Source organism: Nonomuraea sp. NPDC047529 (assembly GCF_040642995.1).
Lineage (GTDB): Bacteria > Actinomycetota > Actinomycetes > Streptosporangiales > Streptosporangiaceae > Nonomuraea.
Map to the genome: position 1 here is coordinate 22,580 of NZ_JBEYTJ010000006.1, position 24,351 is coordinate 46,930.

Consider the following 24,351-nt stretch of genomic DNA (forward strand, 5'->3'; position numbering starts at 1 on the left):
GCGGCCCTCCGGCGTCATCCCGCACTGTCAGAGATGCCCGCGGGGGTCCGCCGTTGGGATTCTGGCGAGCATGAAGGCTCTGGTGCTGTCCGGCGGGTCCGGCACCCGCATGCGTCCCTTGAGCCACTCCATGCCGAAGCAGCTCATCCCGATCGCCAACAAACCGGTCCTGGAGCACGTGCTGGAGAGCCTGCGCGCGCTCGGCGTGACCGAGATCGGCCTCGTGGTCGGCGACAGGGAGGCGCAGATCGCCGAGGTCGTCGGCGACGGCTCACGGTTCGGGACGCGCGTCACCTACATCCGCCAGCTCCGCCCGCTGGGGCTGGCCCACTGCGTCAAGCTGGCGCGCCCCTTCCTCGGCGGCGACGACTTCGTCATGTACCTGGGCGACTGCGTCCTGGCCGACGGGATCGGGCCGATCGCCGAGGAGTTCCACGCGTTGCGCCCGGCCGCCCAGATCGTGGTGCACCGGGTGGCCGACCCCCGGCCGTTCGGCGTCGTCGAGACCGACGAGACCGGCGCGGTGCTGCGGGTGGTGGAGAAGCCGGAACGGCCGCGCAGCGACCTGGTCATGACCGGCGTCTACTTCTTCACCCCGGCCGTCCACGAGGCGGTGGACCGGATCGTCCCCGGACGCCGGGGCGAGCTGGAGATCACCGACGCCGTCCAGTGGCTGCTGACCTCCGGCCAGGAGGTCAGGGCCAGCCTCTACCGCGGCTACTGGAGCGACGCCGGCCGCGTCGACGACGTCCTGGAGTGCAACCGGCGGCTGCTGGCCCGGCTCTCCCGCGACATCGCCGGCCACGTGGACGCCGCCAGCCTGGTACGCGGCGACGTCGTGCTCGGCCCCGGCGCGCGGGTGGTCGCCTCCGTCGTCGAGGGACCGGCGATCATCGGCCCGGACACCCTGATCGTGGACAGCCACATCGGGCCCGGCACCTCCATCGGACGCGACTGCGTGGTGCGCTCCACCCGCCTGTCCGACTCCATCGTGCTCGACGGCGCCTCGATCGTGGCCGCCAGCGGCCTGCGCGGCTCGCTCATCGGGCGCTACACCACCGTCGCTCCCGGCCGCAGCGACCACCGTCTCGTGGTCGGCGACCACACGCGGATCGAGCTGACCACATGAACCCAGGGAACAAGGAGTGAGGACGTGACCGACGACGGCGCCCCGCGCGCGGGGCGGAAAGAGTGGCTCGGGCTGGTGGCGCTGTTCCTGCCCACCATGCTCGTGGCCCTGGACATCAGCGTGCTGTTCCTCGCGTTGCCGCACCTCAGCTCCGACCTGGGCGCGGACGCCACCCAGCAGCTGTGGATCACCGACATCTACGGCTTCATGACCGCCGGGTTCCTGGTCACCATGGGCTCGCTCGGCGACCGGATCGGCCGCCGGCGGCTGCTGCTGGCCGGCGGCGCGGCCTTCGGCCTGCTGTCGCTGCTGGCCGCCTTCTCCACCAGCCCCGAGATGCTGATCCTGGCCCGCGCCCTGCTCGGCGTCGCCGGGGCCACGCTGCTGCCCTCGACGCTGTCCCTGATCGGCGTCATGTTCCGCGACCCCCGGCAGTTCGGCCTGGCCATGGCCGCCTGGGGCACGGCCTTCATGCTCGGCATCGCGCTCGGCCCGGTGGTCGGCGGCGCGCTGCTGGAGCGCTTCTGGTGGGGGTCGGTCTTCCTGATGGGCGTGCCGGTCATGCTGCTGCTGCTCGCGGCGGCCCCGCTGCTGCCGGAGTTCCGCGATCCCGCCGGCGGGCGGATCGACCTGGTCAGCGTCGTGCTGTCGCTGGGCGCCATCCTGCCGCTGATCTACGGGCTCAAGGCGGTCGCCCGCGACGGCTGGGGCGCCGGTCCCGCCGTCGCGGTCACCGCCGGGCTGCTCGTGGCCGCGGTGTTCGTGCACCGGCAGCGCGCGCTGACCCACCCGCTGCTGGACGTGCGGCTGTTCCGCCACCGCGCGTTCACCGCCGCCGTGCTGATCGGGCTGCTGTGCGGGGCGCTGCAGACCGGGACCGGGATGGAGGTCGCGCTGTTCCTCCAGACGGTCGAGGGCATGTCGCCGCTGGAGGCCGGGCTGTGGCTGCTGGGTCCGGCCGTCGCGCTGATCGTCTCGATCAACCTCACGCCGCGGCTGGCGAGCCGGGTGCGGCCGGCGTACCTGCTGGGCGGCGGCATGGTGATCGCGGTCGTCGGGCAGCTCCTGCTCACCCAGGTCGTGGTGGGCGCGGTGACCGCGCTGATCGTCTTCCTGGGCGTGTGCTACTTCGGCGTCGGCCCGGTCGGCGGCATGATCAACCAGGTGGCGATGAGCACCAGCCCGCCGGAGAAGGCCGGCTCGGCCGCCTCGCTGGTGGCCACCGGCGGCGAGTTCGGCGTCGCGCTCGGCGTCGCGACCCTGGGCAGCCTCGGCACCGTGGTCTACCGGGGCGCGTTCACCCCGCCCACCGGCACCCCGGCGCTCGCCCAGGACGGCATCACCGGCGCGGTCGCCGTGGCCCGGGACCTGCCCGCCGACCAGGGCGCGGCGCTGCTCGGCGCGGCCCGCGAGGCGTTCACCGCCGGTCTGCACGCGGTCGCGTGGGCGAGCGCCGCCCTGTGCGCCGTGCTGGCCGTGCTCGCGCTGGTCCGGCTGCGCGGCGTGGCGCCCTTCGCCGGCGTGCACGACGGCCACCACCAGCCGGACCAGGAACCCGTCCTGGTGGACTGAGCGCACACCAAGGACTGAGCGCACACGAAGGCGGGCCCGGGGAACCGGGCCCGCCTTGGTCCTGCGAGGGGTCAGTCCAGGCCGAAGCGGGCGCGGGACAGCTCCCGGTTGGCCAGGGCTCCCAGGTAGATCGCGAACCCGGCGTGGCTGTGCGTGGTGGACATGTCCCGCCAGATGCGCTCGATGCGCTGCCCGTCCCGGACCGCGCTCGAACCGGCCGTCGGGAACAGGCAGCCCTCGACGGCCCGCCAGGCCAGGCGGGCGACCTCGCGGCTGATGGTGGCCAGGCGCACGTCCCGCTCCCTGGTGAACGCCTCAGGGCCCGCCGCGCAGGTCCGGCTCCACTGCTGGACGGCGTTCGTCAGGGCCGCCTCGGCGGCGGCGAGCATGCCGGCGGCCTCGCCGTACCAGGACTGGTAGTCGGGGTCCTCGGCGCGGATGGTGAACGGCGGGAAGATGGTCGTCCTGGTCCGCATCAGCTCCTCGTAGGCGTCCAGGGCGCCCTGGGCCATGCCCAGCACGACGGCCGCGCTGCCGAGCAGCATGACGCTGAGCGGGCCGCCGCCGTACTCGGGGTTGCCGTGCAGCTCGCGGCCGGGGGTGCCGCCGGTGACGACGGCCTGGCTGAGGTGCAGCGGCAGCGTGAGGTGGCCGGGGACGCGGCCGCCGTCCATGACGATGCTGTGCGAGCCGCTGCCCTTCAGGCCGAGCTGGCCGCCCCAGTCGTCCAGCCGGCGCCACTGGTCGCGCGGCGCGGTGAACAACATGGGCTGCCCGTCCACGACGACGTGGCCCATGAAGTGGGTGGCGTACGGGGCGCCCGAGCAGTAGCTCCAGGTGCCGTCGAGCAGCCACCCGCCCTCGCCGTCGGGACGGGCGGAGCCGCCGGGCGCGACCGTGGCCGGGCAGATGAAGTCGCCGCAGGCGAACAGCTCGCTCTGGGCCCGCTCGCCGAACAGCGTGGCGACCGCCAGTGTGTGCGCCGAGCCGAAGGAGTACATCCAGCCGGTGGACGGGCAGCCCCGCGCGAGCGTCATCGACACCCGCATGAAGGTCTCCACGCCGAACTCGTAGCCGCCGAAGCGGCGGGGGACCAGGATGCGGTACAAGCCCGCCCTGGCGAACGCCTCGTGGGTGTCGGGTGCGTAGTAGGTGCGCCGTTCCGTCTCGGCCTGGCGCTCGACCAGGGCAGGCACCATGGCCTCGGCCCTGGCGACGATCTCGTCGGGGGTGAGTCCGGGCTCGGGCGGAGCCACGGGGGCGTGGGTGACGGCTGTCATGCTGCGCGAACCCTTCGTCTCGGGTTTTCCCCCAAGACTCGCCCGGCCCCGGTGACCTTCGCATCTCCGTGCGTGCCCGGCAACCCCGCACGCCGGAAGATGCGCCCCGCAACCGGCGAATGGGACGTTCAGGGAGCAGTGTCCCGACTGACGTCCCGGGAGGACATGGTGTTGATGACAGGTGCTCCGGCGCGGGAAGACCTCGTCCGCCGCGCGACGGAGGCAGGCCCTGTCCTGCGCAGGAACGCGGCCTGGGCGGAGGAGAACCGCAGGCTGCACGAGGAGACGATCGAGGCGCTGGCCGAGGCCGGCGTCTTCAGGCTGCGGACCCCGCGCCGCTACGGCGGCGCCGAGGCGGACACGCGCACCCTGGTCGAGGTCGCCGCCGAGCTGGGCCGCGCCGACGGCGCCGCGGCGTGGACGGCCTCGGTCTACTGGATCCCGACCTGGATGGCCGCCCACTTCCCCGAGGCCGTCCAGGACGAGGTGTTCGCCACCCCCGACGTGCGGATCTGCGGCACGCTCAGCCCCACCGCGATGGCCGTGCGCGCCCAGGGCGGCATCGTGGTCAACGGCAAGTGGGGCTTCGTCAGCGGCGCGCACCACAGCCACTGGCAGGAGATCGTGGCCGTCGTCGTGGGCCCGGACAGCGAGCCCGAGCCCGTCATGGCGCTGGTCCCCATGAGCGACCTGGTCGTCATCGACGACTGGCACACCTCCGGCCTGCGCGGCACCGGCAGCGTCAGCACCGTGGCCCAGGACCTGTTCGTCCCCGCCGAGCGGGTCATGCCGCTGGGCGCGATCCTCCAGGGACAGCACGCCGACGACGTCAACGCCGGCTCCCCGATCTACCGCTCGCCGCTGCTGCCCGTGGCCGCCGCCTCCTCGGTCGGGACCGTGCTCGGCCTGGCCAAGGCCGCCCGCGAGGTCTTCTTCGAGCGGCTGCCCGACCGCAAGATCACCTACACCGGGTACGCCAGCCAGAGCGCCGCCCCGCTGACCCACCTCCAGGTCGCCGAGGCCACCTTCAAGCTCGACCAGGCCGAGTTCCACGCCCACCGCCTGGCCTCGACCGTGGACGCCAAGGACACCGCCTCCGCCCAGTGGACCATCGAGGAGCGCGTACGCGCCCGCGCCGACATGGGCGCCGTCTGCCGCCTGGGCAAGGAGGCCGTCGACATCCTGGCCACGGCCAGCGGCGGCTCCTCGATCTACAGCGACGTGCCCATCCAGCGCATCGCCCGCGACGTGCACGCGGTCAACCAGCACGCCCTCATGCACCCCAACACCAACGCCGAGCTGTACGGGCGGATTCTGTGCGGCCTCGAACCCGACACCCTCTACATCTGAAGGAGATCGCCATGACCACCGTGTCGGCCCCCGACCAGACCCTCGCCGTCGCCGCCCTGCCGCAGCAGATCATCGCCGCCTGGGCCGCCCACGACGCCGAGGCGTTCGCCGCCGTCTTCACCGAGGACGGCTCCATGATCCTGCCCGGCGTGTACCGCAAGGGCCAGGCCGAGATCCGCGCCTTCATGGGCCACGCCTTCGCCGGGCCGTACCAGGGCACCCAGGTCACCGGGCAGCCCATCGACCTGCGCTTCCTCGGCGAGGACGTCTGCCTGCTGACCACCGAGGGCGGCGTGCTGGCGGCCGGCGAGAGTGAGGTCGCCCCCGAGCGCGCGGTCCGCGCCTCCTGGCTGGCCGTCCGGCGCGACGGGCAGTGGAAGCTGGCCGCCTACCAGAACAGCCCGCGTGACTGAGATGACCGCTCACGTCGCACAGCGCGCGGTGGTGCTCGGCGGAGGCATGGCGGGGCTGCTGGCCGCGCGCGTGCTCGCCGAGCACTGCGCCGAGGTCCTGCTGGTGGACCGGGACACGCTGACCGGCGCGGAGGGCCCGCGCCGGGGCGTGCCGCACGGCTGCCACGCCCACGCCCTGCTGGCCCGCGGCCAGCAGATCCTGGACGAGCTGTTCCCCGGCCTCACCCAGCAGATGATCGACGACGGGGTGCCCGCCGGAGACCTCGCCACCAGCCTGCGCTGGTACTTCAACGGCCGCCGGCTGCGCCCGGCCCCCACCGGCCTGATCAGCGTCTCGGCCACCAGGCCCGTCCTGGAGGAGCAGGTCAGGAACCGCGTCTCGGCCCTGCCCAACGTGCGCTTCCTGGAGCGCACCGACATCCTCGGCCCGACCGCGACGCCGGCCCGCGACCGGGTCACCGGCGTGCGCGTGCGCGACGCCGCCGGCGTCGAGGAGCATCTGGCCTGCGACCTGCTGGTGGACGCGACGGGCCGCGGCTCGCGCACCCCCGCCTGGCTCCAGGAGCTCGGCTTCCCCCGGCCGGAGGAGGACCGCGTCAAGATCGGTCTGGCCTACACCACCCGCCACTTCCGCCTGCGCCGCGACCCGTACGGCGAGGACCTGTCGATCAACCCGGTCGCCTCGCCCGCGAACCCGCGCGGCGCGTTCTTCCCCAAGCTGCCCGGCGACATGAGCATGCTCTCCCTCACCGGCATCCTCGGCGACCACCCGCCGGCCGACCTCGACGGCTTCCTGGCCTTCGCCAAGTCCCTGCCCGTGCCGGACGTCTACGAGGCGATCCGCGACGCCGAACCCCTCGACGAGGGCGTCACCTTCACCTTCCCGGCCAGCGTGCGGCGCCGCTACGAGCGCCTGCCCGCCTTCCCCGACGGCCTGCTGGTGCTGGGCGACGGCGTGTGCAGCTTCAACCCCGTCTACGGCCAGGGCATGACCGTCGCCGCCATGGAGGCGATGATCCTGCGCGGGCACCTCCAGGCGGGGGCGGTCCCGTCCTGGCGGGCCTTCTTCAGGGACATCTCGCGGGTCATCGACGTCCCGTGGGACATCTCCGCCGGCGCCGACCTCGCCTTCCCCGGGGTGGAGGGGCGGCGTACCGCCAAGGTGCGGATCGGCAACGCCTACATGGCGCGCCTGCACGCCGCGGCGGCCCGCGACGGCGCGGTCACGGCCGCGTTCATGCGGGTGGCCGGGCTCGTGGACCCGCCGCAGACGCTCATGCGGCCCGCGCTCATGCTGCGGGTCCTGTGCCAGAGCGGCGGCGGCGCGGCTCCTGTCGCCGCCCCCGGGCAGCAGCCGCAGGTCCCGCTGCTCAGGTCCTGACCCCGTCCGCACGAGAAAGGACGCCGGCGGAATCTCCGCCGGCGTCCTTTCGCGTCGTACGGCTACCTCAGCGACCTGGCGAACGCGCGCACGTCGCCCACCAGCAGCTCAGGCTGCTCCATGGCGGCGAAGTGGCCGCCCCGATCGAACTCGGTCCAGTGGCTGATCGTCGGGACGTCCCGGTCGGCCAGCCTGCGCACCGGCACGAAGATGTCCCTGGGGAAGACCGCCACGCCCACGGGCACGGTGATGGGCGGCGGCCGGTGCCCCTCGGCGGCCATCTTCAGCCCCGCCGCGCCCTCGTAGTAGAAGCGCGCCGACGACCCGGCGGTCGCGGTCAGCCAGTAGATCGACACGTTGGCCAGCATCCGGTCCCGGTCGACGGCGTCCTCGGGCGCCTTGTCGGAGTCCGTCCAGTCGTGGAACTTCTCCACGATCCAGGCCAGCTGCCCCACGGGCGAGTCGGTGAGCGCGTACGCCAGCGTCTGCGGGCGGGTGGACTGGAGTTTCATGTAGCCCGACAGCTCCTCGTCGAACCGCGCCAGCCCGGCCAGCCGGCCCTGCTCGGCGGGCGACAGCCCGGCCAGCTCGGCCGGGTCGCCGGACGGGAAGGCCATCAGCATGTTGACGTGCGCGCCGATCACGTGCTCGGGAGCCAGCCTGGCCAGCTCCAGCGAGATCACCGCGCCCGCGTCGCCGCCCTGCGCCAGGTAGCGGTCGTAGCCCAGCCGGCGCATCAGCTCGGCCCACGCCAGCGCCACCCGGTACGGGTGCCAGCCCGCCTCCCTGGTGTGCCCCGAGAACCCGAACCCCGGGATCGACGGGATGACCAGGTGGAAGGCGTCGGCCGGGTCGCCGCCGTGCGCGCGCGGGTCGGTGAGCGGCCCGATCACGTCCAGGAACTCGGCGACCGAGCCCGGCCAGCCGTGCGTCAGCAGCAGCGGCACGGCGTCCGGCTCCGGCGAGCGCACGTGCAGGAAGTGCACGTCCGCGCCGTCGATCTCGTCGACGAACTGCGGGTGCCGGTTCAGCTCGGCCTCGGCCGCCCGCCAGTCGAAGCCGTGCCGCCAGTGGTCGGCCAGCTCCTTGAGGTAGCCCAGCGGCACGCCGCGCTCCCAGCCGGTGCCGGGCAGCTCGTCCGGCCAGCGGGTGGCGTCGAGCCTGCGGTGCAGGTCCAGCAGGTCGGCGTCGGGGATGTCGATGCGGAATGGACGCATGAGTGTCCGCCCTTCTCTCCTCAGGGTTGGGTCGAGCAGGTCAGCCGGTGCCGGTGCGCCGCAGCTCCTCGAAGGAGGACAGGTCGGGCACCGTCCAGCCGTCCAGGTCGTACTCGCCGAGACACCGGTCGACGAAGGCCGCGTACTCGTCGAGCTGGCCGCCGGCCATCTGCGAGAACAGCAGCTCGACCCGGGTGTTCTCGTGGTTGCCGCCGTAGTTGCGCTCGTAGAGCTCGTGGCGGCCGCCGAACTCCGAGCCGATCGCGTCCCACAGCAGCTTCATCACCTTGACGCGGCCCTCGGCGTCGGTGCCGTCCGAGCCGCGCAGGTATTTGTCCAGGTACGGGCGGATGTCCGGGTTCTTGAAGTCGGCCGCGCCGGAGTTGACGTAGATGAGCCCGCTGGCCACGTCCTGCAGGATGATCTCCTTGATCCGCGGGTAGCCGATCTGCATGAACCAGCGGTAGGCCAGGCCGTACTGGGGGTTGGGCAGCAGGGCGCCGTTGCGCCACTCCACCGGGTTGCGGGCGGCGGCGTCCGACAGCGCCCAGAACAGGTTCCGCCAGGCCAGCACCTCGCCGATCCGGGTCTGCACGCCGCGGAAGTCCTTGGTGCCGGTGATCTCCAGCGCCCTGACCAACAGCCCGGCGATGAACTCCAGCTTGACCGCCAGCCGGGTGCAGCCGTGGAAGGTGAAACGCTCGGTGAAGCCCGACTGGCCGGTGAACAGCTGCGCCTTGCCGAGGTCGCCGTAGATGAACACGTTCTCCCAGGGGATCAGCACCTTGTCCAGGACGAGGATGCTGTCGTTCTCGTCCAGGCGGGAGGAGAGCGGGTAGTCGAACGGGCCGCCGGTCAGCGCGGCGGCCATGCCGTAGGACGGGCGGCAGATCAGCTTCAGCCCCTGCGCGTCCATCGGGACGGTGGCCACCAGCGCGAACTCGCGCTTCTTGACCGGCAGGCCGTAGTGGGCGATGAAGTTGTAGTGCGTCAGCGCCGAGCCGGTCGCGACCACCTTCGCCCCGCTGACCACGAGCCCCGCGTCGGTCTCCCGCTCGACGTGCACATAGACGTCGTTGACCTCGTCCGGCGGGCGGTTGCGGTCGACCGGCGGGTGCACGATCGCGTGGTTCCAGAACAGCACCTTCTCCTGCGACTCGCGGTACCAGCGGCGGGCGTTGCCGTCGAAGGGGGCGTAGAAGCCGGCGTTGGCGCCCAGGGTGCCGAGGAAGGAGGCCTTGTAGTCGGGGCTGCGGCCCATCCAGCCGTAGCTCATCCTGGCCCACGTCGCGATGGCCCGCTGGTCGGCGACCAGGTCCTCGACCGTGCGCGGGGTGGTGAAGAAGCGGTGCGTGTAGCCCTCGCCGCCGCTGTCGGTGGGGCAGGTCAGCAGCTCACGGGTGCCGTCGGCGTGCAGGGCGTCGTAGAGCCTGGCGGTCATCCGCACCGGGTTGTGGAACGCCGGGTGCTCGGTGACGTCCTTGACGCGCTCACCGTAGAGGTAGATCTCACGATCGTCACGCAGGCTCTCGACGTACTCGCCGCCCGTGAGCGGACGGGTCTTCGGCGCGGCATCGGGCATCGGACATCTCCCAAGGGCAGGCGGCACGGTGCACCCTCAGCGTGGCACCCGGGGACGCGGCGGCCATCTCGCGATGTGCGCTGTTTCGCGGGCGCGGACGCGGGCGGCACTCTGGAAGGTGCCCCTGCGCGCGCCACGGTGTGACGATGGCCGCGTGACGGAGCATCGCCTGTGGGCGCTGGCCCACCTGGGAACCCCGATGGCCATCCGGGTGGCCGCGACGCTGAGGATCGCCGACCGGCTCGCCAAGGCGCCGGCCACCGGCGCCGAACTCGCCCCCGCCGTGGGCGCCGACCCCGGCACCCTGGAACGCCTCATGCGCTACCTGGCCGCCAGGGGAGTGCTCGGCCGCGACGACGACGGCAGGTACACGCTGACCGCGCTCGGCGAGGAGCTGCGCGACGACCACCCGGCCGGGATGCGCGCCATGCTGGACATCGAGAGCTGGGAAGGACGGGCCGAGCTGGCCTTCGCCCACCTGCTGCACAGCGTGCGCACCGGTGAGGCGGCCTTCCCCCGGCAATTCGGCCGCTCCTTCTGGGAGGACCTGGCCGCCGACCCGGCCCGCGCCGCCGCGTTCGACGCGCGCATGGCCGCCGAGGTCCCCGGCCGGGCCCCCGCCATCGTGGCCGGCTACGACTGGGGCAGCCTCGGCCACGTCGTGGACGTCGGCGGCGGCGACGGCTCTCTGCTCATCGCGCTGCTCACCGCCCACCCCGGGCTGCGCGGTACGGTCGTCGACCAGCCCGCCACCGCCCGGGCCGCCGCCGCGGCGCTGGAGGCCGCCGGCCTGTCCGGCCGCGGCGACGCCGTCGGCGGCAGCTTCTTCGACCCGCTGCCCCCAGGCGCCGACGGCTACCTGCTGTCGTGGATCCTGCACGACTGGAGCGACGACGACGCCGCCGTCATCCTGGGCCGCTGCGCCGCGGCGGCCGGGCCGGACGGCTCCGTCTTCGTGGTGGAGGACTTCGGCCCCGACGGCGAGTCGCCGCGCACCGGCATGGACCTGCGCATGCTCGTCTACTACGGCGGCCGCGAGCGCGCCGTCGCCGACCTGCGGGCCCTGGCCGGGCGCTGCGGCCTGGAGATCGCCTCGGTGCATCCGGCGGGCGCGCTGCGGATCGTCCGGCTGGTGGCCCGCCCGTGACCCCCGCCGAGATCGTCGCCGCCCTGGTCGCCCCCGAAGGCCGCCGTGACCCCTACCCCCTGTACGAGCTGCTGCGCGCCCACGGGCCGGTCGTCCCGGTACGCCCCGGCCTGACCGTCGCCGTCGGCTACGCCGAGATCAACCGCGCGCTGCGCGACAACCGGCTCCGCGTCCAGGACGCCGCCGGGTACGACCACATCTATCCCGACTGGCGCTCGCACTCCTCGCTGCGCGGCTACACCGACTCCATGCTGTACCGCAACCCGCCCGGCCACACCCAGACGCGCCGCCTGGTCAGCAGCGGCTTCACCCCCGCCCGCGTGGCCGGGATGCAGGAGTCGGTCGAGCGGATGGTCCACCGGCTGCTGGACCGGCTGGCCGACCTGGGCGCCGGCGGCACGCCCGTCGACTACGTCGCCGAGTTCGCCTCCCGGCTGCCGATCGCCGTCATCAGCGCGCTCATCGGCGTGCCCGAGGACGACCAGAAATGGTTCCGCCAGGTCGCCTCGGACCTGACGATCGCCCTGGAGGGCATCACCAACGTCTCCAGGCTGTCCATCGCCGACAAGGCCATGGACGAGCTGGCCGGCTACTTCGGCGACCTCATCGACGACCGCCGCCGCCACCCGGCCGACGACATGCTGACCGCCCTCGTGCGGGCCCACGACGACGGCACCCGGCTCAGCCACGACGAGCTGGTCGGCAACCTGATGCTGCTGCTGACCGCCGGGTTCGAGACGACGAGCTTCCTGCTCGGGCACGGGCTGCGGCTGGCGTTCGAGCATCCGGGCCTGGCCGCGCGGCTGCGCGAGGAGCCGGAGTTCGCCGCCGCGTACGTGGAGGAGGTCCTGCGGTTCGAGGCGCCCGTCCAGGCGACCAGCCGGTGGGCCGAGACCGCGACGGACATCTCGGGCATCCCCGTGCCCGGCGGGACGAAGGTCGTCCTCATGCTCGCCGCCGGCAACCGGGACCCGCGCCGCTTCCCCGACCCGGCGCGCTTCGACCCGGACCGGCCGGACGTCCAGCCGCTCAGCTTCGGCGCCGGGCCGCACTTCTGCCTGGGGGCGCCGCTGTCGCGGATGGAGGCCCGCATCGCGCTGCCGCTGCTCCTGCGGCGCTTCCCGGCCCTGTCCGCCGCCGAGCCCCCGGACCACCGCGACCGCTGGGTGGGCCGCGGCCTCCACCGCTTCCTCATCACCACCACCTCACCCGTTCCCGCGCGCCCGTGACGGGTGCGGCCTCGCGCAGTTCCCGCTCCAGTCCCGCAGCGGCGGAGGTCGTGACGCGTGTACCGGCCTCCTGCCCGGCGTGGCTGCCCGGCAGGGTCAGTGGGCGCTCCAGCCGCCGTCCACCGGCAGGATCGCGCCCGTCAGGTAGGACGCGGCCGGGCCGGCCAGCAACAAGGCCGCGGAGGTGAGTTCGCCCGGCTCGGCCCAGCGTCGGAGGGGAACCTCATGGTGCAGGAACTGCCGCACCTGCGGGTCGTCGTCGGCGTTCGTGTTGAGCGGCGTGCGGAAGGGGCCGGGGGCGAGGGCGTTGACGTTGATCCCGAAGGGGGCGAGCTCCACGGCCAGGCTGCGGGTGAGCTGGACGACCGCCCCCTTGCTCGCCGCGTAGGCGGACCGAGCGGCCGCGCCGACGAGCCCGAGGGCGCTGGCCAGGGTCACGATGCGCCCGTACCCCGCGGCCCGCATCGCCGGCACGACCGCCTGGCAGGCCAGGAAGGTGCCGACGACGTTCGTCTCCAGACAGCGTCGCAGGACGGACACGTCCAGGTCCGTGATCTCGCCGCGGGCCTGGACGCCGGCGCTGGTCACCAGCACGTCCAGGCGTCCGTGACGGGACAGGATCTCCGCCACGAGCCGCCGGGTGGCGTCCTCGTCGGTCACGTCGCAGGCCAGCCCCGACGCGGGGCGGCGGGTCGCCCGGGTGATTCCCGCGGCCGCCTCCTCACACGCCTCGCGGCGCCTGCCGGACACCACGACGTGGGCGCCGGCGCCGGACAGCGCCTGCGCGATGGCCAGCCCGAGGCCGGACGAGCCGCCGGTGACCAGGGCGACCTGACCGGCCAGGTGCGAGTCGTTCATGCGTACGTCCTCAGAGATCGGCGAACGGTGGTGCGGAGGAGGACGTACCCGACCAGGAGCGAGACCACCAGCAGCGCGGCCGCGTCCACGACGGCGGCCAGCCGGACACCGCTCAGCAGGGCCGCGGCCGGGGCCTGGCCGGCGGATCGGAGCGCGGACGCGCGGGTCACGCAGACGGCGCTGAGGATCGGGATGCCCACGGTGATGCCGATCTGCTGGGCGCTCGTCACCAACCCGGTCGCCAGCCCTTGAACCGTGTCGGGGAGCCCGGAGGTCACGGTGACGCCGTAGGAGACCACGGCCGACATGTGGCCCACCGAGGCCAGGCACACCACGGCCAGGACCGGCCAGGCACCCTCGGTCACGGTCATCGCGGCGGTGCAGACGCCCTGCAGGGCCAGCCCCGCCGCAAGCGTCCGCCCCGCGCCCAGCACGCGGATCACCCGGGAGGAGACCATGCCCGTCACGGCCAGGACGACGCCCTGACCGCCGAAGAACAGACCTGTCCACAAGGGGGACAGCGCCACGACCTCCTGCAGGTAGAGAGTCAGCAGGAAGATGAACGCGCTCATCATGGAGAAGGTGATCAGGCCGCCCAGGCTGCCGAAGGCGACCGTGGGCCGGCGCAACATCGTCAGCGGAACCAGCGGTTGCGCGGCCCGCGACTCGATGATCACGAACACGCCCAGCGACAGCACGGCCGCCGCCAAGGCCACCACCCTCACCGCTCCTGTGGCCGACAGGGCGTAGATGAGGCAGACCAGCCCCGCGCTGACGGTGGCCGCGCCGGGCAGATCCAGCCGGGAGGATCGGGCACCCCGGCTCTCGGTCAGCAGGCCGGGCGCCACCACGGCCAGGACGACGCCCGCGACGGCCAGTGACGCCATCGTCGACCGCCAGCCCAGAGTGTCGGTCATGGCGCCGCCGACCAGCATGCCGACAGTGAATCCGAGCGAGAGCACCGACCCGCTGACGCCGAGCGCCCGGTTGCGCCGCGGCCCCTCGGGGAAGGTCGTCGTCAGCAGCGACATGCCGGTGGGTACGACGGCGGCGGCCCCCAGCCCCTGCAGGGCACGCCCCGCGACGAACACCCCCGGACTCCACGCGAGGGTGGCCAGCACGGAGGCCGCGGTGAACAGCAGGACGCCGCCCAGGAAGAGCCTGCGCCGGCCGTGCAGGTCCGCCATGCGGCCGAACAGCAGCAGGCATCCTCCCGACGGCAGCGCGAAGGCGGTGACGGCCCACTGCAGGTCGGCCTGTTCCATCCCCAGCTCCCGGCCGAGATCAGGCAAGGCCACATTTAAGATCGAAAAATCCAGAGAAATGATGAATTGCGCGGCACACAGGATGGCAAGGATGAGTTTCGCACGCGTCGTGAACCGGGCGTCGTGCTCCCCGGAGGAGGTCCCGGCAGCGGCGTCCCTCGGCAAGGGGTCGATCGTCATGGCGTCCACGCTCGGCCATGACGGGACGCCGTGGGGAGAGCGCGGTGACACTGGTGGTGGCACCACCAGCCGAGGCGGTGCGCGATGACGCCGGGAGAAGGACGTCGCCGGGACCTGCGTGACTTCCTGGTGAGCAGACGTGCCCGCATCAGCCCGGCCTCGGCCGGCCTCCCGGCCGGTGGGCGCCGGCGCACGCCCGGGCTGCGCCGTGAGGAGGTCGCGGTGCTGGCCGGGGTGAGCCCGGGGTGGTACCAGTGGCTGGAGCAGGGACGCGAGATCAACGTCTCCGCGCAGGTGCTGGACGCGGTGGCCCGGGTGCTGCGACTGGACGAGGTCGAACGGCGGCACCTGTACACGCTGGCCGGGCTCAATCCACCGCCGCCGACCGGGCACCCGCACGCCTACTGCGACGGCCTGCAACGACTGATCGAGGCCTGGGATCCCAAACCGGCGACCATGCTGGACGCCTCCTGGAACCACGTGGCCTGGAACGAGTCGGCCAGGCTCGCGCTGAACATGGCGCAGGCCGAGCGCAACTGCCTGGTGGGCTTCTTCCACGACCCGCGGTTCCGCCGCCGGGAGCGGGCCTGGCAGGACCTGGCGCCGACCGTGGTGGCGGCCTTCCGCGCCGCGGCGGCCGAGCAGCCCCCCGATCACGACATCCATGACGTGGCCGGGGCACTGGCCGCGACCAGCCCCGAATTCGCCCGGTTGTGGGCACGACAGGACGTACAGGCGGCCGGAATCTGGATCAACGAGGTCGACCATCCCGTCGTGGGCACGCTGACGTTCGAGAGCAGCCAGCTGAGACTGCCCGCCAGACCCGACCTGACCATGGTGCTGTACAACCCGCTTCCCCGCACCGACACGGCCGACAAGATCGCGTGGCTACGGTCCGCCACCGCGACCCTCTGACCGCCTCACCGCCCTGCCTGTAGAGAGGGTCGTGAACCGGAGCGCGTCTCTCGACGACGTTACGGCGAGATGTGCCCCCCCGGCGGTGAGGCATGTCCAGAGCAGTCGCCGAACCGCGCCCACCCCATCGGGCTCGACCTTGGCGCGCGCACGTCGGAAAATACGGCCGTGGCCATCTGCGCCGGGCTGACCCACCTCCGCCGCGTCGCCGACGGCCGCACGTCGACCACAGCCGAAGGACACATCCACCTATGTCACCACCGATCACATAGGAGCCTAGGAGTCCCTTCCATGACCACCGTCATGCTGGTCCACGGCGCCTGGCACCGTCCGAGCACCTGGGCGAGGCTGGAGCCCGAACTGCACGCACTCGGTTACGCCACGCGCACGCCCGCGCTTCCGAGCGCCGGTGAACGTCCCACCGCGGGCATGCACGACGACGCCGCCGTACTGGCCGGGGAACTGGCCGCGGTCGAAGGCCCGATCGTGCTGCTCGCCCACTCCTACGGGGGAATCCCGGCGACCGAGGCCGCCACCGGGGCGGGCAACGTCGAGCGGCTGATCTACCTCACCGCGTACATGCCGGACCGGGGACAGTCGTTGTACACCCTCCACGGCCTGCCGGACACCGACGACACGAGCGGCCTGTTCCCCCTCGTCGACCAGCCGCGCACCTCGCTCTACGGCGACCTTCCGGACGCCGAGGCCGAGCAGGCGATGAGCCGCCTGGTCAACCAGACCAGGCGGTCCTTCACGGAGAAGGCCGACACGGCCGCCTGGCACGACATCCCCTCCACCTACATCATCGCCGAGCGGGACCAGGCTCTCCCGCCCGCCCTGCAAGAGCGGATGGCAGCCCGAGCCGCCGAGATCCGCAGGCTGTCCACCGGCCACTCCCCGTTCCTGTCCCAGCCGGACCGTCTGGCCGCCCTCGTCGACGACATCGTGCGGTCCGCGGCCGGCTGAACCCTGCTCAACGCGGCCTCTACGCCAAAGGCTCCGGCTACGACTCCGGCGCGACCGCGGTCAACCGTTCGACGGCCTTCCAGAGGTCGGCTTCGCGCTGCGGGTCGTAGGACTCGTCCGAGGAGCGGCCCACACGGTTGCGGTCGACGTAGGAACCGGTCGGCGCCCGGAGCGTGCCGAGGACGACGTCGGCGAGGTGGCGTCCGGCGGCGCCGGGGCTCGTGGCGAAGGGGGTGAGGATCATCAGGGGCATGACGCGCCGCATCGCGAACCGGGAGAAGGGATCGGCGTCGCGGGCCAGGCCGGTGCCGGGGACGAACCCCGGGTTGTAGGCCACGACGTCGATCCCGGACGGCAGGCGGCGCGCGTACTCGTGAACCAGGTAGATCGTGGCCAGCTTGCTCGTCGAGTACGCGGTGCGCCCACCGGCCGCGGTGTGCGGCTCGGCGAAGGCGCCCGTACGGGCGAGAGCGTCCGGGGACTTCCAGACCGGCCCCGGCACCATGCCCAGGTTGTGCCTGAGGTCGCCGAAGTGGGTGTCACTTGACGTGATCACGATCCGGGCAGGGGTGGCGAAACGGTCCTGGAGCAGGCGTACGAACAGATGGTTGGCGAGCACGTTGACCGTGAAGGTGGACTCCAGCCCCTCCGGTCCCTCGGTCAGCGCGTTGCTGTGCTGAATGCCGGCGTTCCCCACGAAGCCGCGCAGGGGCGGCAGGTCGCCGCGGTCGAGCCGGTCGCGGATCTCGACGGCGGCCGCCCGGACGCTGTCCAGCGAGCCGAGGTCCGCCTGGACGTGCGAGACCGGGCGCCCGCCCGAGGAGAGCTCCGCGGCGAGCCGCGCGCCGGAGGACGGGCGGGCGACGACGACGAGATGCGTCTCCGGCGACCGGCGCAGGATGTGCCGGGCGGCGACGCGGCCGATTCCGCGGCTCGCGCCCGTCATCACCAGGGTGTGCTTCATGCCGGGTTCCTTCGCTGTCGCACCGGTGGCGCCCGCTCCGGGCGCAGGTCCACGGTCGTCCCAAGCGCCGTCGCCGGCCAGTGCACCGTCCGTCACTAGGACCGGCAGTACCCAGGCTCAGCCGTCGCCGTGCCGCGAGAATGGGTCCATGGCTGCCTCCCGCTCCGATTTCGCCGCGCTCCTGCGCGCCTGGCGTGACCGCCTCTCCCCGGCCGACGCCGGCTTCACGGCGACCGGCGGCCGTCGCGCGCCGGGACTGCGCCGCGAGGAGCTGGCCCAGTTGGCGGGGCTGTCCGTCGACTACGTTCTGCGCCTGGAACAGGCCCGCGCCAAGAACCCCTCGGCGCAGGTCGTCGGCGCTCTCGCGCGCGCCCTTCAGCTCGCCCGCGCCGAGCGCGACCAGCTCTACCGCAGCGCCGGGCTCCTGCCGCCGCAGGACGGGACCGTCGACACCCACGTGCCCCCAGGCATCCAGCGGCTCGTCTCGCGCCTCGGCGACGTCCCGATCGGCGTGTTCACCGCGGACTGGACCCTGGTGTGGTGGAACACCATGTGGAGCGCCCTGCACGGCGACCCCGCCGCCCTCCCGGCCGCCGAGCGCAACCTCGCCCGCGCGCTCTTCGGCGACGGCGCCGCGAGCGCCCTGATGCTCCCCGTCCGGTCCGAACGCGGACCGGACGCGTTCGCCGCCTCGATCGTCGCCGACCTCAAGGACGCCGTCTCCCGCTATCCCACCGACGCCCGGCTCGATCGTCTCGTACGAGAACTCCGCGAGACATCCGGCGCCTTCGCCCATCACTGGGCCGCGCGGACGACCGCCGCCCCGCACACGACCGACGCGAAGACCATCCGGCACCCTCAGGTCGGCGACATCCTGCTCGACTGCGACGTCCTCATCGTTCCCGGCGCCGACCTGCGCCTGGTCACCTACACGGCGGCGTCCGGAAGCGCCGAGGACGGAAAGCTCGACCTTCTCCGCGTCACGGGAGGCAGCGTCGCCACTGTCGCCGCCACTGTCGCCGCCACGCATCACTGACCGGTTTTCGTTACTCGACCTCGGTGTCCTCGGGGACGCTCCCGGCCAGTGCGGCGAGGGTCGCCGGCGCAGCGCCGAGGCCACCCGGTCGCCGATCGCCTCCGGTTCCGGGAGCACTCCGCAGCCGTCCATGGCGAGCGGGACCAGGCTGATGTCGAGGCGGATGGCGATGACGAGTTAACCCCGATCGGTGACGCCCGGCTCGTGCACGAGATCATCCCGGGCTCCGAGCCCGCCGTCACCGAGGACACCGCACACCTGCCCGACCTCGAACGACCGGCCGAGTTGAACGAGGCGCTGAGCAGGTTCCTCGACTCGATCCCGCAGAAGCGATGACCCCATGACGGCGTCGATCACCGCCGCTCCTGCGGGTCACCTGGTCCTGATCCGCTCCAGGGAGTCGTCCCGGCAGCCGGCGGGCGCGCTCACCGGGTTGCAGCGGACCGGCGCCCCGCTCGGCAGCTCGGCCGTGTAGTCGCTGCCGTGCCTGGCCGACAGGCCGATCGCCGGGAAGTCGGTGCTGACCATCTGCGCGCCGCTGTCGAGTGCCGCCTTCAACCGGCCGGTGCTGCCCGACCTGGCCTCGGTGAACGGCACGTCGGACCGGGTCCGCACGTAGTAGCCCTTGCGTACGAGGTCCTGGATCTGCGCGGTGTTGGAGCCCTCCGGCTCATTCCAGCCGACGAAGGCGGCGTCAGGCCGGCCGGGCCGGGAGTTCGTGAACAGCACCCGCCCTTCAAGGCTCGGCCGGCCCGCCAGGTAAGGCTCCTGGATGGCGCTCGCCTGGTTGTCCATGAAGAACATGACCTTGCCACGGGACGCCTTCAGCTCCGGCCAGCCGTACTTGAGCACCGACTGTTCGAGGGTGAGCCCCGGCCTGCGGACGTCGTCGGGGGTGATGAGCCGGTCGGCGGGGAAGACCGAGCGGATCTCGGCGTCCAGGGCGTCCATGAGCGCCGGGTCCCAGGCCGGGCTCCTGGCTCCGCCCATGGCCTCCTTGGCCGGGTCGGTGCTCTTGAACTCGGTCAGGATCGTCAGCGGAACGTGGCCGGGGTTCTTGTCGGACCACTCGCGTACCTGACGCAGGCAGGTGAGGAGTGCGGAGCAGTTGGTGCCGTAGTCGTGGTCGGCCCAGTGCAGCACCTTGAAGCCGGGCCGGGCGAGGGCGGGGTCGTCGAGCGCGGGCAGGCCGGCGTCGCGGCGCACCAGCGGGTTGCTGTAGAGGCCACCCCGAGGGTCGGGGAAGACGTCCAGCTCGATGCCGCGCACGTGCTGGGCGCCGAACTGGTTGGGCAGGGCGGTGTGCGAGTACTGCAGGTTCCACCAGTTGGCGTCGGTCCTGCGCTGCACGTCCTTCTCGGCGTCGGTCAGCTCGCGGTGGTAACTGTTGTGGGTCGCGATGGTCTGGACGTGGTTGATCCGCAGGGTGCCGTGGCCGTTCGTGGCGGCGTCGGCAGCGGGGACGGCCGCGAGCGCGGTGACGGCGGTGGCGGCGATGAGGGCGAGACGGCGCATGGGATCCGACACTCCAAGGCGGCGGTGAACAGGTGATCAATAAATGTCCCAACGTGTCGGGAAAAATGCGCAAACGTCAAAGGATGACCGGCGGCTGTCCGTCACCGAGCCGAGCGGCCGAGATATCGGCGCAGGGCTTCGCGCCCACCCGGAACGAAGGGCCCTCGATCGACCACCTTCCGCAGTTCGGCCTCGGTGAGCCAGGCATGCCACCCGATCTCGGACGGATCTGCGGCCAACGGCCCGGCGATCACGGCCTCGTGCACCCCGAACCAGACGGGGCTGATCCCGCCCTGGCACAGGAACTTGAACAAGAAGCGGACCGGGACGACGGCGCCCAGTTCCTCGGCCAGTTCGCGGGCCGCCGCGTCCTCGTACGATTCGCCCACGCCCGCGCCGCCGCCGACCATCACGTCATAGTGGCCGGGAAGACGAACATGCCCCTCGGCCCGGCGCAGCACGAGGATCCGCCCCGTCGGGTCGCGGCACACGGTCGTAGACGCCACTGACAACCCGGCGTGGGGTCACCCCCGCTGCTTCCACGACTCGACCTTCAGCGCCGACAAGTCCCGGCGTGCACCGTCCTCACCCACGACGGCGCTCACCCGGGCATCGGGAAGGTAAGCAACCTCAGTTGACTAAAGCCGAATTAGTCAACTATGGTTGCTTGCATGCCGGCAGAAACCACACCTCAGGACCCTGCCGACGCGCTCGCGGCGGTCGCGGCGCTGCGGCGCCTGGCCGACCACCTCGAGGACGCCGCCGTGGAGCAGGCCATGCGCGCCGGGTGGAGCTGGCCGGAGGTCGCCGAGGCGCTCGACGTCACCCGGCAGGCGGTCCACAAGAAGCACGCCAAGCGGCTCATCGCCGCCGGCGTGACGCTGAGGAGACGACAGTGAGCACGATCGACCACTACATCAACGACATCGTCCTGCGGGGAGCGGCCGAGGCGCGGGAGGAAGGCTCTGCCGCCACCGAGGCCCACCACCTCCTGCTGGCCATCGCCGCCGTCGAGGGCACCGTCGCGCACCGCGTGCTGACGGCGGCGGGGCTCGGGCGGCAGGCCGTCAGGGACGCGCTGCACCGGGAGTTCGAGCACAGCCTCGAAGCGGTCGGGGTGTCCCTCGCCTCCCATGACCTCCCGAAGCCCTTCCGCGACCCCAAGGATCAACCGAAGCCCGGCGCCTCCGCCCGGCTCGCGCTCGAACGCGGTTTTGCCGCCGCCAAAGGCAAGAAGGACCTGCGTCCCGCGCACCTGCTGCTCGGCGTCCTGAGTGCCGACGTCGGCATCGTTCCCCGTGCGCTCGCGCTGGCGGGCGTCGACCGGGCCGGACTGATGGATCGCGTCAAGGAGACGCTCACGCGCGAAAGCTGGTGACCAGCACCCCTGCCTCCCCACGCACCGGCCCCGGTTCGGGCCGCGATGCGCCATGCCCTCGCGCCGGGCTTCGCCGGCACGAGGGCATCCGATCACGAGAAGAGGTCATCTCATGACGAAGAGCAACGGTGTCGTGCTCGACGTCGACGGGCTGCGCATGCGCTACGGCCCGCTCGACGTCCTGCACGACGTCACGTTCCAGGCCCGCCACGGCGAGGTTCTGGCCCTGCTCGGGCCGAACGGCGCGGGCAAGACCACCACGATCGAGATCCTGGAGGGTTTCCGCGCCCGGTCGCAGGGCCGGGTCTCGGTACTCGGCGCCGATCCCGCGCACGGCGACGAGCTGTGGCGGGCCAGGCTCGGGATCGTGCTGCAGTCCTGGCGCGACCACGGCAAATGGCGGGTACGCGAGTTCCTCGCCCACCTCGGCGCCTACTACGCCCCCTACGCCGCCCCCGGGATCCCGCGGCCCTGGGACCCTGACGAGCTGATCGAGAGGGTCGGTCTGACCGAGCACGCCGGCAAGAAGCTGAAGACGCTGTCGGGCGGCCAGCGGCGCAGGCTCGACGTGGCGGTCGGCCTCGTCGGGCGCCCCGAGATGTTGTTCCTCGACGAGCCGACCACCGGCTTCGACCCGCAGGCCAGGTCCGACTTCCACGATCTCGTGCGCGACCTGGCCGAAGCCCGCGAGACCACCGTCCTGCTCACCACCCACGACCTGGACGAGGCCGAGAAGCTGGCCGACCGCATCCTCGTGCTGAACGGCGGCCGGATCGTCGCCGACGGCACCTCCGCCGAGCTGGCACGGCGGATCGCCGGCGAGGACGAGGTGCGCTGGACGCGCGACGGGCGGCGGTACGTCGAAAGGACGCCCGACTCGACCACGTTCGCCCGCGAGCTGTTCGCCCGCCACGGCGACGACGTCCAGGAACTGGAGGTCCACCGGGCCTCGCTGGAGCAGACGTACCTGGCGCTGGTGCGCGAGGCCGAGAGGGAGGCCCGATGAACGCGACCGCCCTGCGCGCGGGCTGGTCCCGGGGCCTGATCGAGCTGCGGCAGTCGTTCACCAACGGCGCCGAGCTGTTCTCCCACTTCCTGTGGCCCGCCCTGATGGTGGGCACGCTGTTCTTCATCCGGGACCTGCCGGTCGGCACGCTCATGCTCGGCGCCCTGGCCTTGCCCGGCATCCTCGGCATGAACGCCGCGACCGGCGTGATCGGCATGAGCCAGCAGCTCACCGCCGACCGCGAGGACGGCACGCTGCTGCGCGCCAAGGCGACCCCGCACGGGATGCCCGCCTACCTGATGGGCAAGCTGATCTCGGTGTCCGGCGGCCTGCTGGCCGACCTGGTGATCTTCCTCGTGCCGGCCGCGCTCCTCGTCGAGGGCCTGCGGATCGGCCCGGGCTCCTGGCCCGGCCTGGCCTGGGTGCTGGCGCTCGGACTGGTCGCGACCCTGCCCATCGGCGCGGTCCTGGGCTCGGTGTTCACCACCGCACGCGCCCAGGGGCTGGTCCAGCTGCCGTTCCTCGCCCTGATCGGCATCTCCGGCATCTTCTACCCGATCACCGCACTGCCCGAGTGGCTGCAGTGGCTCGCCCAGATCTTCCCCGTCTACTGGATGGGACTCGGCATGCGCTCGGCCCTGCTGCCGGACTCGGCGCTCGCCGTCGAGATCGGCGAGTCCTGGCGGCACCTGGAGACCGCCGGAGTGCTGGGCGCCTGGGCGGTGCTCGGCCTGCTCGTGGCGCCGCTCGTGCTGCGGCGGATGGCACGCGGGGAGTCCGGCTCGACGGTGGCGGCACGCCGTGAGCGTGCCCTGCGGCGGGTCGGGTGACCGCCGTGACCGTCACGACGGTGACCGGCCGATCCCTGGCGCCGGACCTGGCCCGGGGCGTGATGTTGCTGGCGATCGCGGTGGCGCACGCGCCGGTGTTCGTCACGGGCACGTCCTTCGGGGTGCTCGACGGCGTGGCCGCGTTCCTCGATCATCTGCTCGCCCACAACCAGGCCCGGCCGATGTTCGTGGTGATGTTCGGCTACGCGCTGGGCCAGTTCGCGTACCGGCATCAGGTGAAGGGCGGGGACTGGGACTCGCTCAAGAAGCTCCTGCGGCGCCGGAGCCGATGGCTGATCGTCATCGGCTTCGTGCACGGAGTGCTCGTGCCGCTGGACATCATCGCGGTGTACGGGCTGACGTTGCTGATGCTCGTCCCGCTCGTACGGGCCCGGGACTCGGTGTTGTGCTGGACGGCCGCCCTGACCCTCCTCCCGGCGGTGCTCGTGACCTCCGGACCGGTCCTGATGGCCTTGGCCGGCGCCGTGGACGTCGCCGGGGCAGGGATCATGCCGGCCGACCTCGGCTCCCATCTGCTGTCCGGCCTCCAGATGTGGCCGCTGAAGACGGTCCTGGGCACGATCGACATCGTGCCGGGCATGATGCTGGGCATCTGGGCGGCCCGCCGCCGCCTCCTGGACGACCCCGAGCGGCACCGGCCCCTGCTGCGCCGCGTCACCGTGATCTGCCTCGGTGTCGCACTCGCCGGCCGGCTCCCGGGAGCCCTGCTGCTGTCCGGCGCGTGGACGCCCCCCGCGCCGTGGGCAGCCGTCCTCGCGCACACCCTCACCGGCTATGCCGGCGGCATCGGCCTGGCCGCCCTCATGGGGCTCATCGCGACACGCCCCCGCCTCGGCCCCCTCACCGCCGCACTCGCCGCCCTCGGCCGGCGCTCGCTGACCTTCTACCTGTTCCAGTCAGCGGTGTTCCTCGCCCTGTTCTACCCGTTCACGCTGGGCCTGTCCGACGACCTGGGCTTCGCCGCCGCCTTCGGAACCGCCCTCGCGGTCGGCGCCGTCTCGATCGTCCTCGCGACCTGGCTGGACCGCACAGGCCACCGAGGCCCGATGGAGGTCCTCCTACGGCGCCTGACCTACGGCCACCGCAACACAACGGCCTAGTGCAAGAGCTGTTCCTT

The 24,351-nt window shown here is 72.6% G+C and carries 24 protein-coding genes; 16 read left to right on the forward strand and 8 right to left on the reverse strand.

Annotated elements, in window-relative coordinates; translation table 11 throughout:
- Positions 1–70 precede the first annotated feature (70 nt).
- Both ABZ815_RS11775 and ABZ815_RS11780 read left to right on the forward strand, forming a co-directional pair.
- A complete protein-coding gene (locus ABZ815_RS11775) occupies positions 71–1,129 on the forward strand; it encodes a glucose-1-phosphate thymidylyltransferase (protein WP_357696706.1) in 1,059 nt (352 codons plus the stop codon).
- Positions 1,130–1,153: 24 nt separating this feature from the next.
- Positions 1,154–2,701, forward strand: coding sequence for an MFS transporter (locus ABZ815_RS11780; protein WP_357696708.1), 1,548 nt, complete (start codon positions 1,154–1,156; stop codon positions 2,699–2,701).
- Positions 2,702–2,772: 71 nt separating this feature from the next.
- Here ABZ815_RS11780 and ABZ815_RS11785 read toward each other — a convergent pair whose 3' ends face one another.
- On the reverse strand, positions 2,773–3,981 hold the full coding sequence (locus tag ABZ815_RS11785; protein WP_357696710.1) for an acyl-CoA dehydrogenase family protein: 1,209 nt from the start codon (positions 3,979–3,981) through the stop codon (positions 2,773–2,775).
- A 174-nt stretch (positions 3,982–4,155) separates the two neighbouring features.
- On the opposite strand from ABZ815_RS11785, the gene ABZ815_RS11790 reads away from it, so the two are divergent.
- Genes ABZ815_RS11790 through ABZ815_RS11800 form a run of 3 tightly spaced genes read left to right on the forward strand, consistent with a single transcriptional unit; the run spans position 4,156 to position 7,125 of the window.
- Entirely contained in the window at positions 4,156–5,331 is a 1,176-nt protein-coding gene (locus ABZ815_RS11790) for an acyl-CoA dehydrogenase family protein (RefSeq protein WP_357696712.1), read from the forward strand.
- An 11-nt stretch (positions 5,332–5,342) separates the two neighbouring features.
- Positions 5,343–5,744: an SgcJ/EcaC family oxidoreductase gene (locus ABZ815_RS11795; protein ID WP_357696714.1), complete on the forward strand. Its 402-nt coding sequence runs from the start codon at positions 5,343–5,345 to the stop codon at positions 5,742–5,744.
- Position 5,745: 1 nt separating this feature from the next.
- Positions 5,746–7,125, forward strand: coding sequence for an FAD-dependent oxidoreductase (locus ABZ815_RS11800; protein WP_357697230.1), 1,380 nt, complete (start codon positions 5,746–5,748; stop codon positions 7,123–7,125).
- A gap of 62 nt (positions 7,126–7,187) precedes the next feature.
- Here the strand turns inward: ABZ815_RS11800 and ABZ815_RS11805 are convergent, their stop codons facing one another.
- Positions 7,188–8,342, reverse strand: coding sequence for an epoxide hydrolase family protein (locus ABZ815_RS11805; RefSeq protein ID WP_357696716.1), 1,155 nt, complete (start codon positions 8,340–8,342; stop codon positions 7,188–7,190).
- A 40-nt stretch (positions 8,343–8,382) separates the two neighbouring features.
- A complete protein-coding gene (locus ABZ815_RS11810; protein WP_357696718.1) occupies positions 8,383–9,924 on the reverse strand; it encodes a 4-hydroxyphenylacetate 3-hydroxylase N-terminal domain-containing protein in 1,542 nt (513 codons plus the stop codon).
- Positions 9,925–10,078: 154 nt separating this feature from the next.
- On the opposite strand from ABZ815_RS11810, the gene ABZ815_RS11815 reads away from it, so the two are divergent.
- Together ABZ815_RS11815 and ABZ815_RS11820 are read left to right on the forward strand one after the other, a co-directional pair.
- Positions 10,079–11,071 carry a methyltransferase gene (locus ABZ815_RS11815; protein ID WP_357696720.1) on the forward strand — a complete coding sequence of 331 codons (993 nt, stop codon included), beginning with the start codon at positions 10,079–10,081 and terminating at the stop codon, positions 11,069–11,071.
- Entirely contained in the window at positions 11,068–12,300 is a 1,233-nt protein-coding gene (locus tag ABZ815_RS11820) for a cytochrome P450 (RefSeq protein ID WP_357696722.1), read from the forward strand. Before ABZ815_RS11815 ends, ABZ815_RS11820 begins: the two co-directional genes overlap by 4 nt.
- A gap of 96 nt (positions 12,301–12,396) precedes the next feature.
- On the opposite strand, the gene ABZ815_RS11825 is transcribed toward ABZ815_RS11820, so the two are convergent.
- Together ABZ815_RS11825 and ABZ815_RS11830 are read right to left on the reverse strand one after the other, a co-directional pair.
- Entirely contained in the window at positions 12,397–13,158 is a 762-nt protein-coding gene (locus ABZ815_RS11825; protein WP_357696724.1) for an SDR family oxidoreductase, read from the reverse strand.
- Positions 13,155–14,603, reverse strand: a complete 1,449-nt coding sequence (locus ABZ815_RS11830) for an MFS transporter (RefSeq protein WP_357696726.1) — start codon at positions 14,601–14,603, stop codon at positions 13,155–13,157. The genes ABZ815_RS11825 and ABZ815_RS11830 overlap by 4 nt, the downstream gene beginning before the upstream one ends.
- Positions 14,604–14,687: 84 nt before the next feature.
- On the opposite strand from ABZ815_RS11830, the gene ABZ815_RS11835 reads away from it, so the two are divergent.
- Both ABZ815_RS11835 and ABZ815_RS11840 read left to right on the forward strand, forming a co-directional pair.
- Positions 14,688–15,518, forward strand: coding sequence for a helix-turn-helix transcriptional regulator (locus ABZ815_RS11835; protein WP_357696728.1), 831 nt, complete (start codon positions 14,688–14,690; stop codon positions 15,516–15,518).
- A gap of 291 nt (positions 15,519–15,809) precedes the next feature.
- Positions 15,810–16,484: an alpha/beta hydrolase gene (locus ABZ815_RS11840; protein ID WP_357696730.1), complete on the forward strand. Its 675-nt coding sequence runs from the start codon at positions 15,810–15,812 to the stop codon at positions 16,482–16,484.
- Positions 16,485–16,521: 37 nt separating this feature from the next.
- Here the strand turns inward: ABZ815_RS11840 and ABZ815_RS11845 are convergent, their stop codons facing one another.
- On the reverse strand, positions 16,522–17,448 hold the full coding sequence (locus tag ABZ815_RS11845; protein ID WP_357696732.1) for an SDR family NAD(P)-dependent oxidoreductase: 927 nt from the start codon (positions 17,446–17,448) through the stop codon (positions 16,522–16,524).
- Between the two features lie 148 nt (positions 17,449–17,596).
- On the opposite strand from ABZ815_RS11845, the gene ABZ815_RS11850 reads away from it, so the two are divergent.
- Both ABZ815_RS11850 and ABZ815_RS11855 read left to right on the forward strand, forming a co-directional pair.
- Positions 17,597–18,484 (forward strand): helix-turn-helix transcriptional regulator, encoded by an 888-nt coding sequence (locus ABZ815_RS11850; protein WP_357696734.1) that lies wholly within the window; start codon positions 17,597–17,599, stop codon positions 18,482–18,484.
- A gap of 204 nt (positions 18,485–18,688) precedes the next feature.
- Positions 18,689–18,820, forward strand: a complete 132-nt coding sequence (locus ABZ815_RS11855; protein ID WP_357696736.1) for a hypothetical protein — start codon at positions 18,689–18,691, stop codon at positions 18,818–18,820.
- A gap of 36 nt (positions 18,821–18,856) precedes the next feature.
- Here the strand turns inward: ABZ815_RS11855 and ABZ815_RS11860 are convergent, their stop codons facing one another.
- Both ABZ815_RS11860 and ABZ815_RS11865 read right to left on the reverse strand, forming a co-directional pair.
- Positions 18,857–19,999 carry a phosphatidylinositol-specific phospholipase C1-like protein gene (locus ABZ815_RS11860; protein WP_357696738.1) on the reverse strand — a complete coding sequence of 381 codons (1,143 nt, stop codon included), beginning with the start codon at positions 19,997–19,999 and terminating at the stop codon, positions 18,857–18,859.
- 101 nt (positions 20,000–20,100) lie between these two features.
- Positions 20,101–20,505: an NUDIX domain-containing protein gene (locus ABZ815_RS11865; RefSeq protein ID WP_357696740.1), complete on the reverse strand. Its 405-nt coding sequence runs from the start codon at positions 20,503–20,505 to the stop codon at positions 20,101–20,103.
- A 165-nt stretch (positions 20,506–20,670) separates the two neighbouring features.
- Between ABZ815_RS11865 and ABZ815_RS11870 the strand changes: the two genes are divergently transcribed.
- The 5 genes from ABZ815_RS11870 (at position 20,671) to ABZ815_RS11890 (ending at position 24,334) form a co-directional block, all read left to right on the forward strand.
- Positions 20,671–20,898 carry an RNA polymerase subunit sigma-70 gene (locus ABZ815_RS11870; RefSeq protein ID WP_357696742.1) on the forward strand — a complete coding sequence of 76 codons (228 nt, stop codon included), beginning with the start codon at positions 20,671–20,673 and terminating at the stop codon, positions 20,896–20,898.
- Positions 20,895–21,377 (forward strand): Clp protease N-terminal domain-containing protein, encoded by a 483-nt coding sequence (locus ABZ815_RS11875; RefSeq protein ID WP_357696743.1) that lies wholly within the window; start codon positions 20,895–20,897, stop codon positions 21,375–21,377. The genes ABZ815_RS11870 and ABZ815_RS11875 overlap by 4 nt, the downstream gene beginning before the upstream one ends.
- Before the next feature lie 112 nt (positions 21,378–21,489).
- A complete protein-coding gene (locus ABZ815_RS11880; protein WP_357696745.1) occupies positions 21,490–22,383 on the forward strand; it encodes an ABC transporter ATP-binding protein in 894 nt (297 codons plus the stop codon).
- Positions 22,380–23,213 carry an ABC transporter permease gene (locus tag ABZ815_RS11885; protein ID WP_357696747.1) on the forward strand — a complete coding sequence of 278 codons (834 nt, stop codon included), beginning with the start codon at positions 22,380–22,382 and terminating at the stop codon, positions 23,211–23,213. Before ABZ815_RS11880 ends, ABZ815_RS11885 begins: the two co-directional genes overlap by 4 nt.
- A 5-nt stretch (positions 23,214–23,218) precedes the next feature.
- Positions 23,219–24,334: a DUF418 domain-containing protein gene (locus tag ABZ815_RS11890; RefSeq protein ID WP_357696749.1), complete on the forward strand. Its 1,116-nt coding sequence runs from the start codon at positions 23,219–23,221 to the stop codon at positions 24,332–24,334.
- Positions 24,335–24,351: the final 17 nt, after the last annotated feature.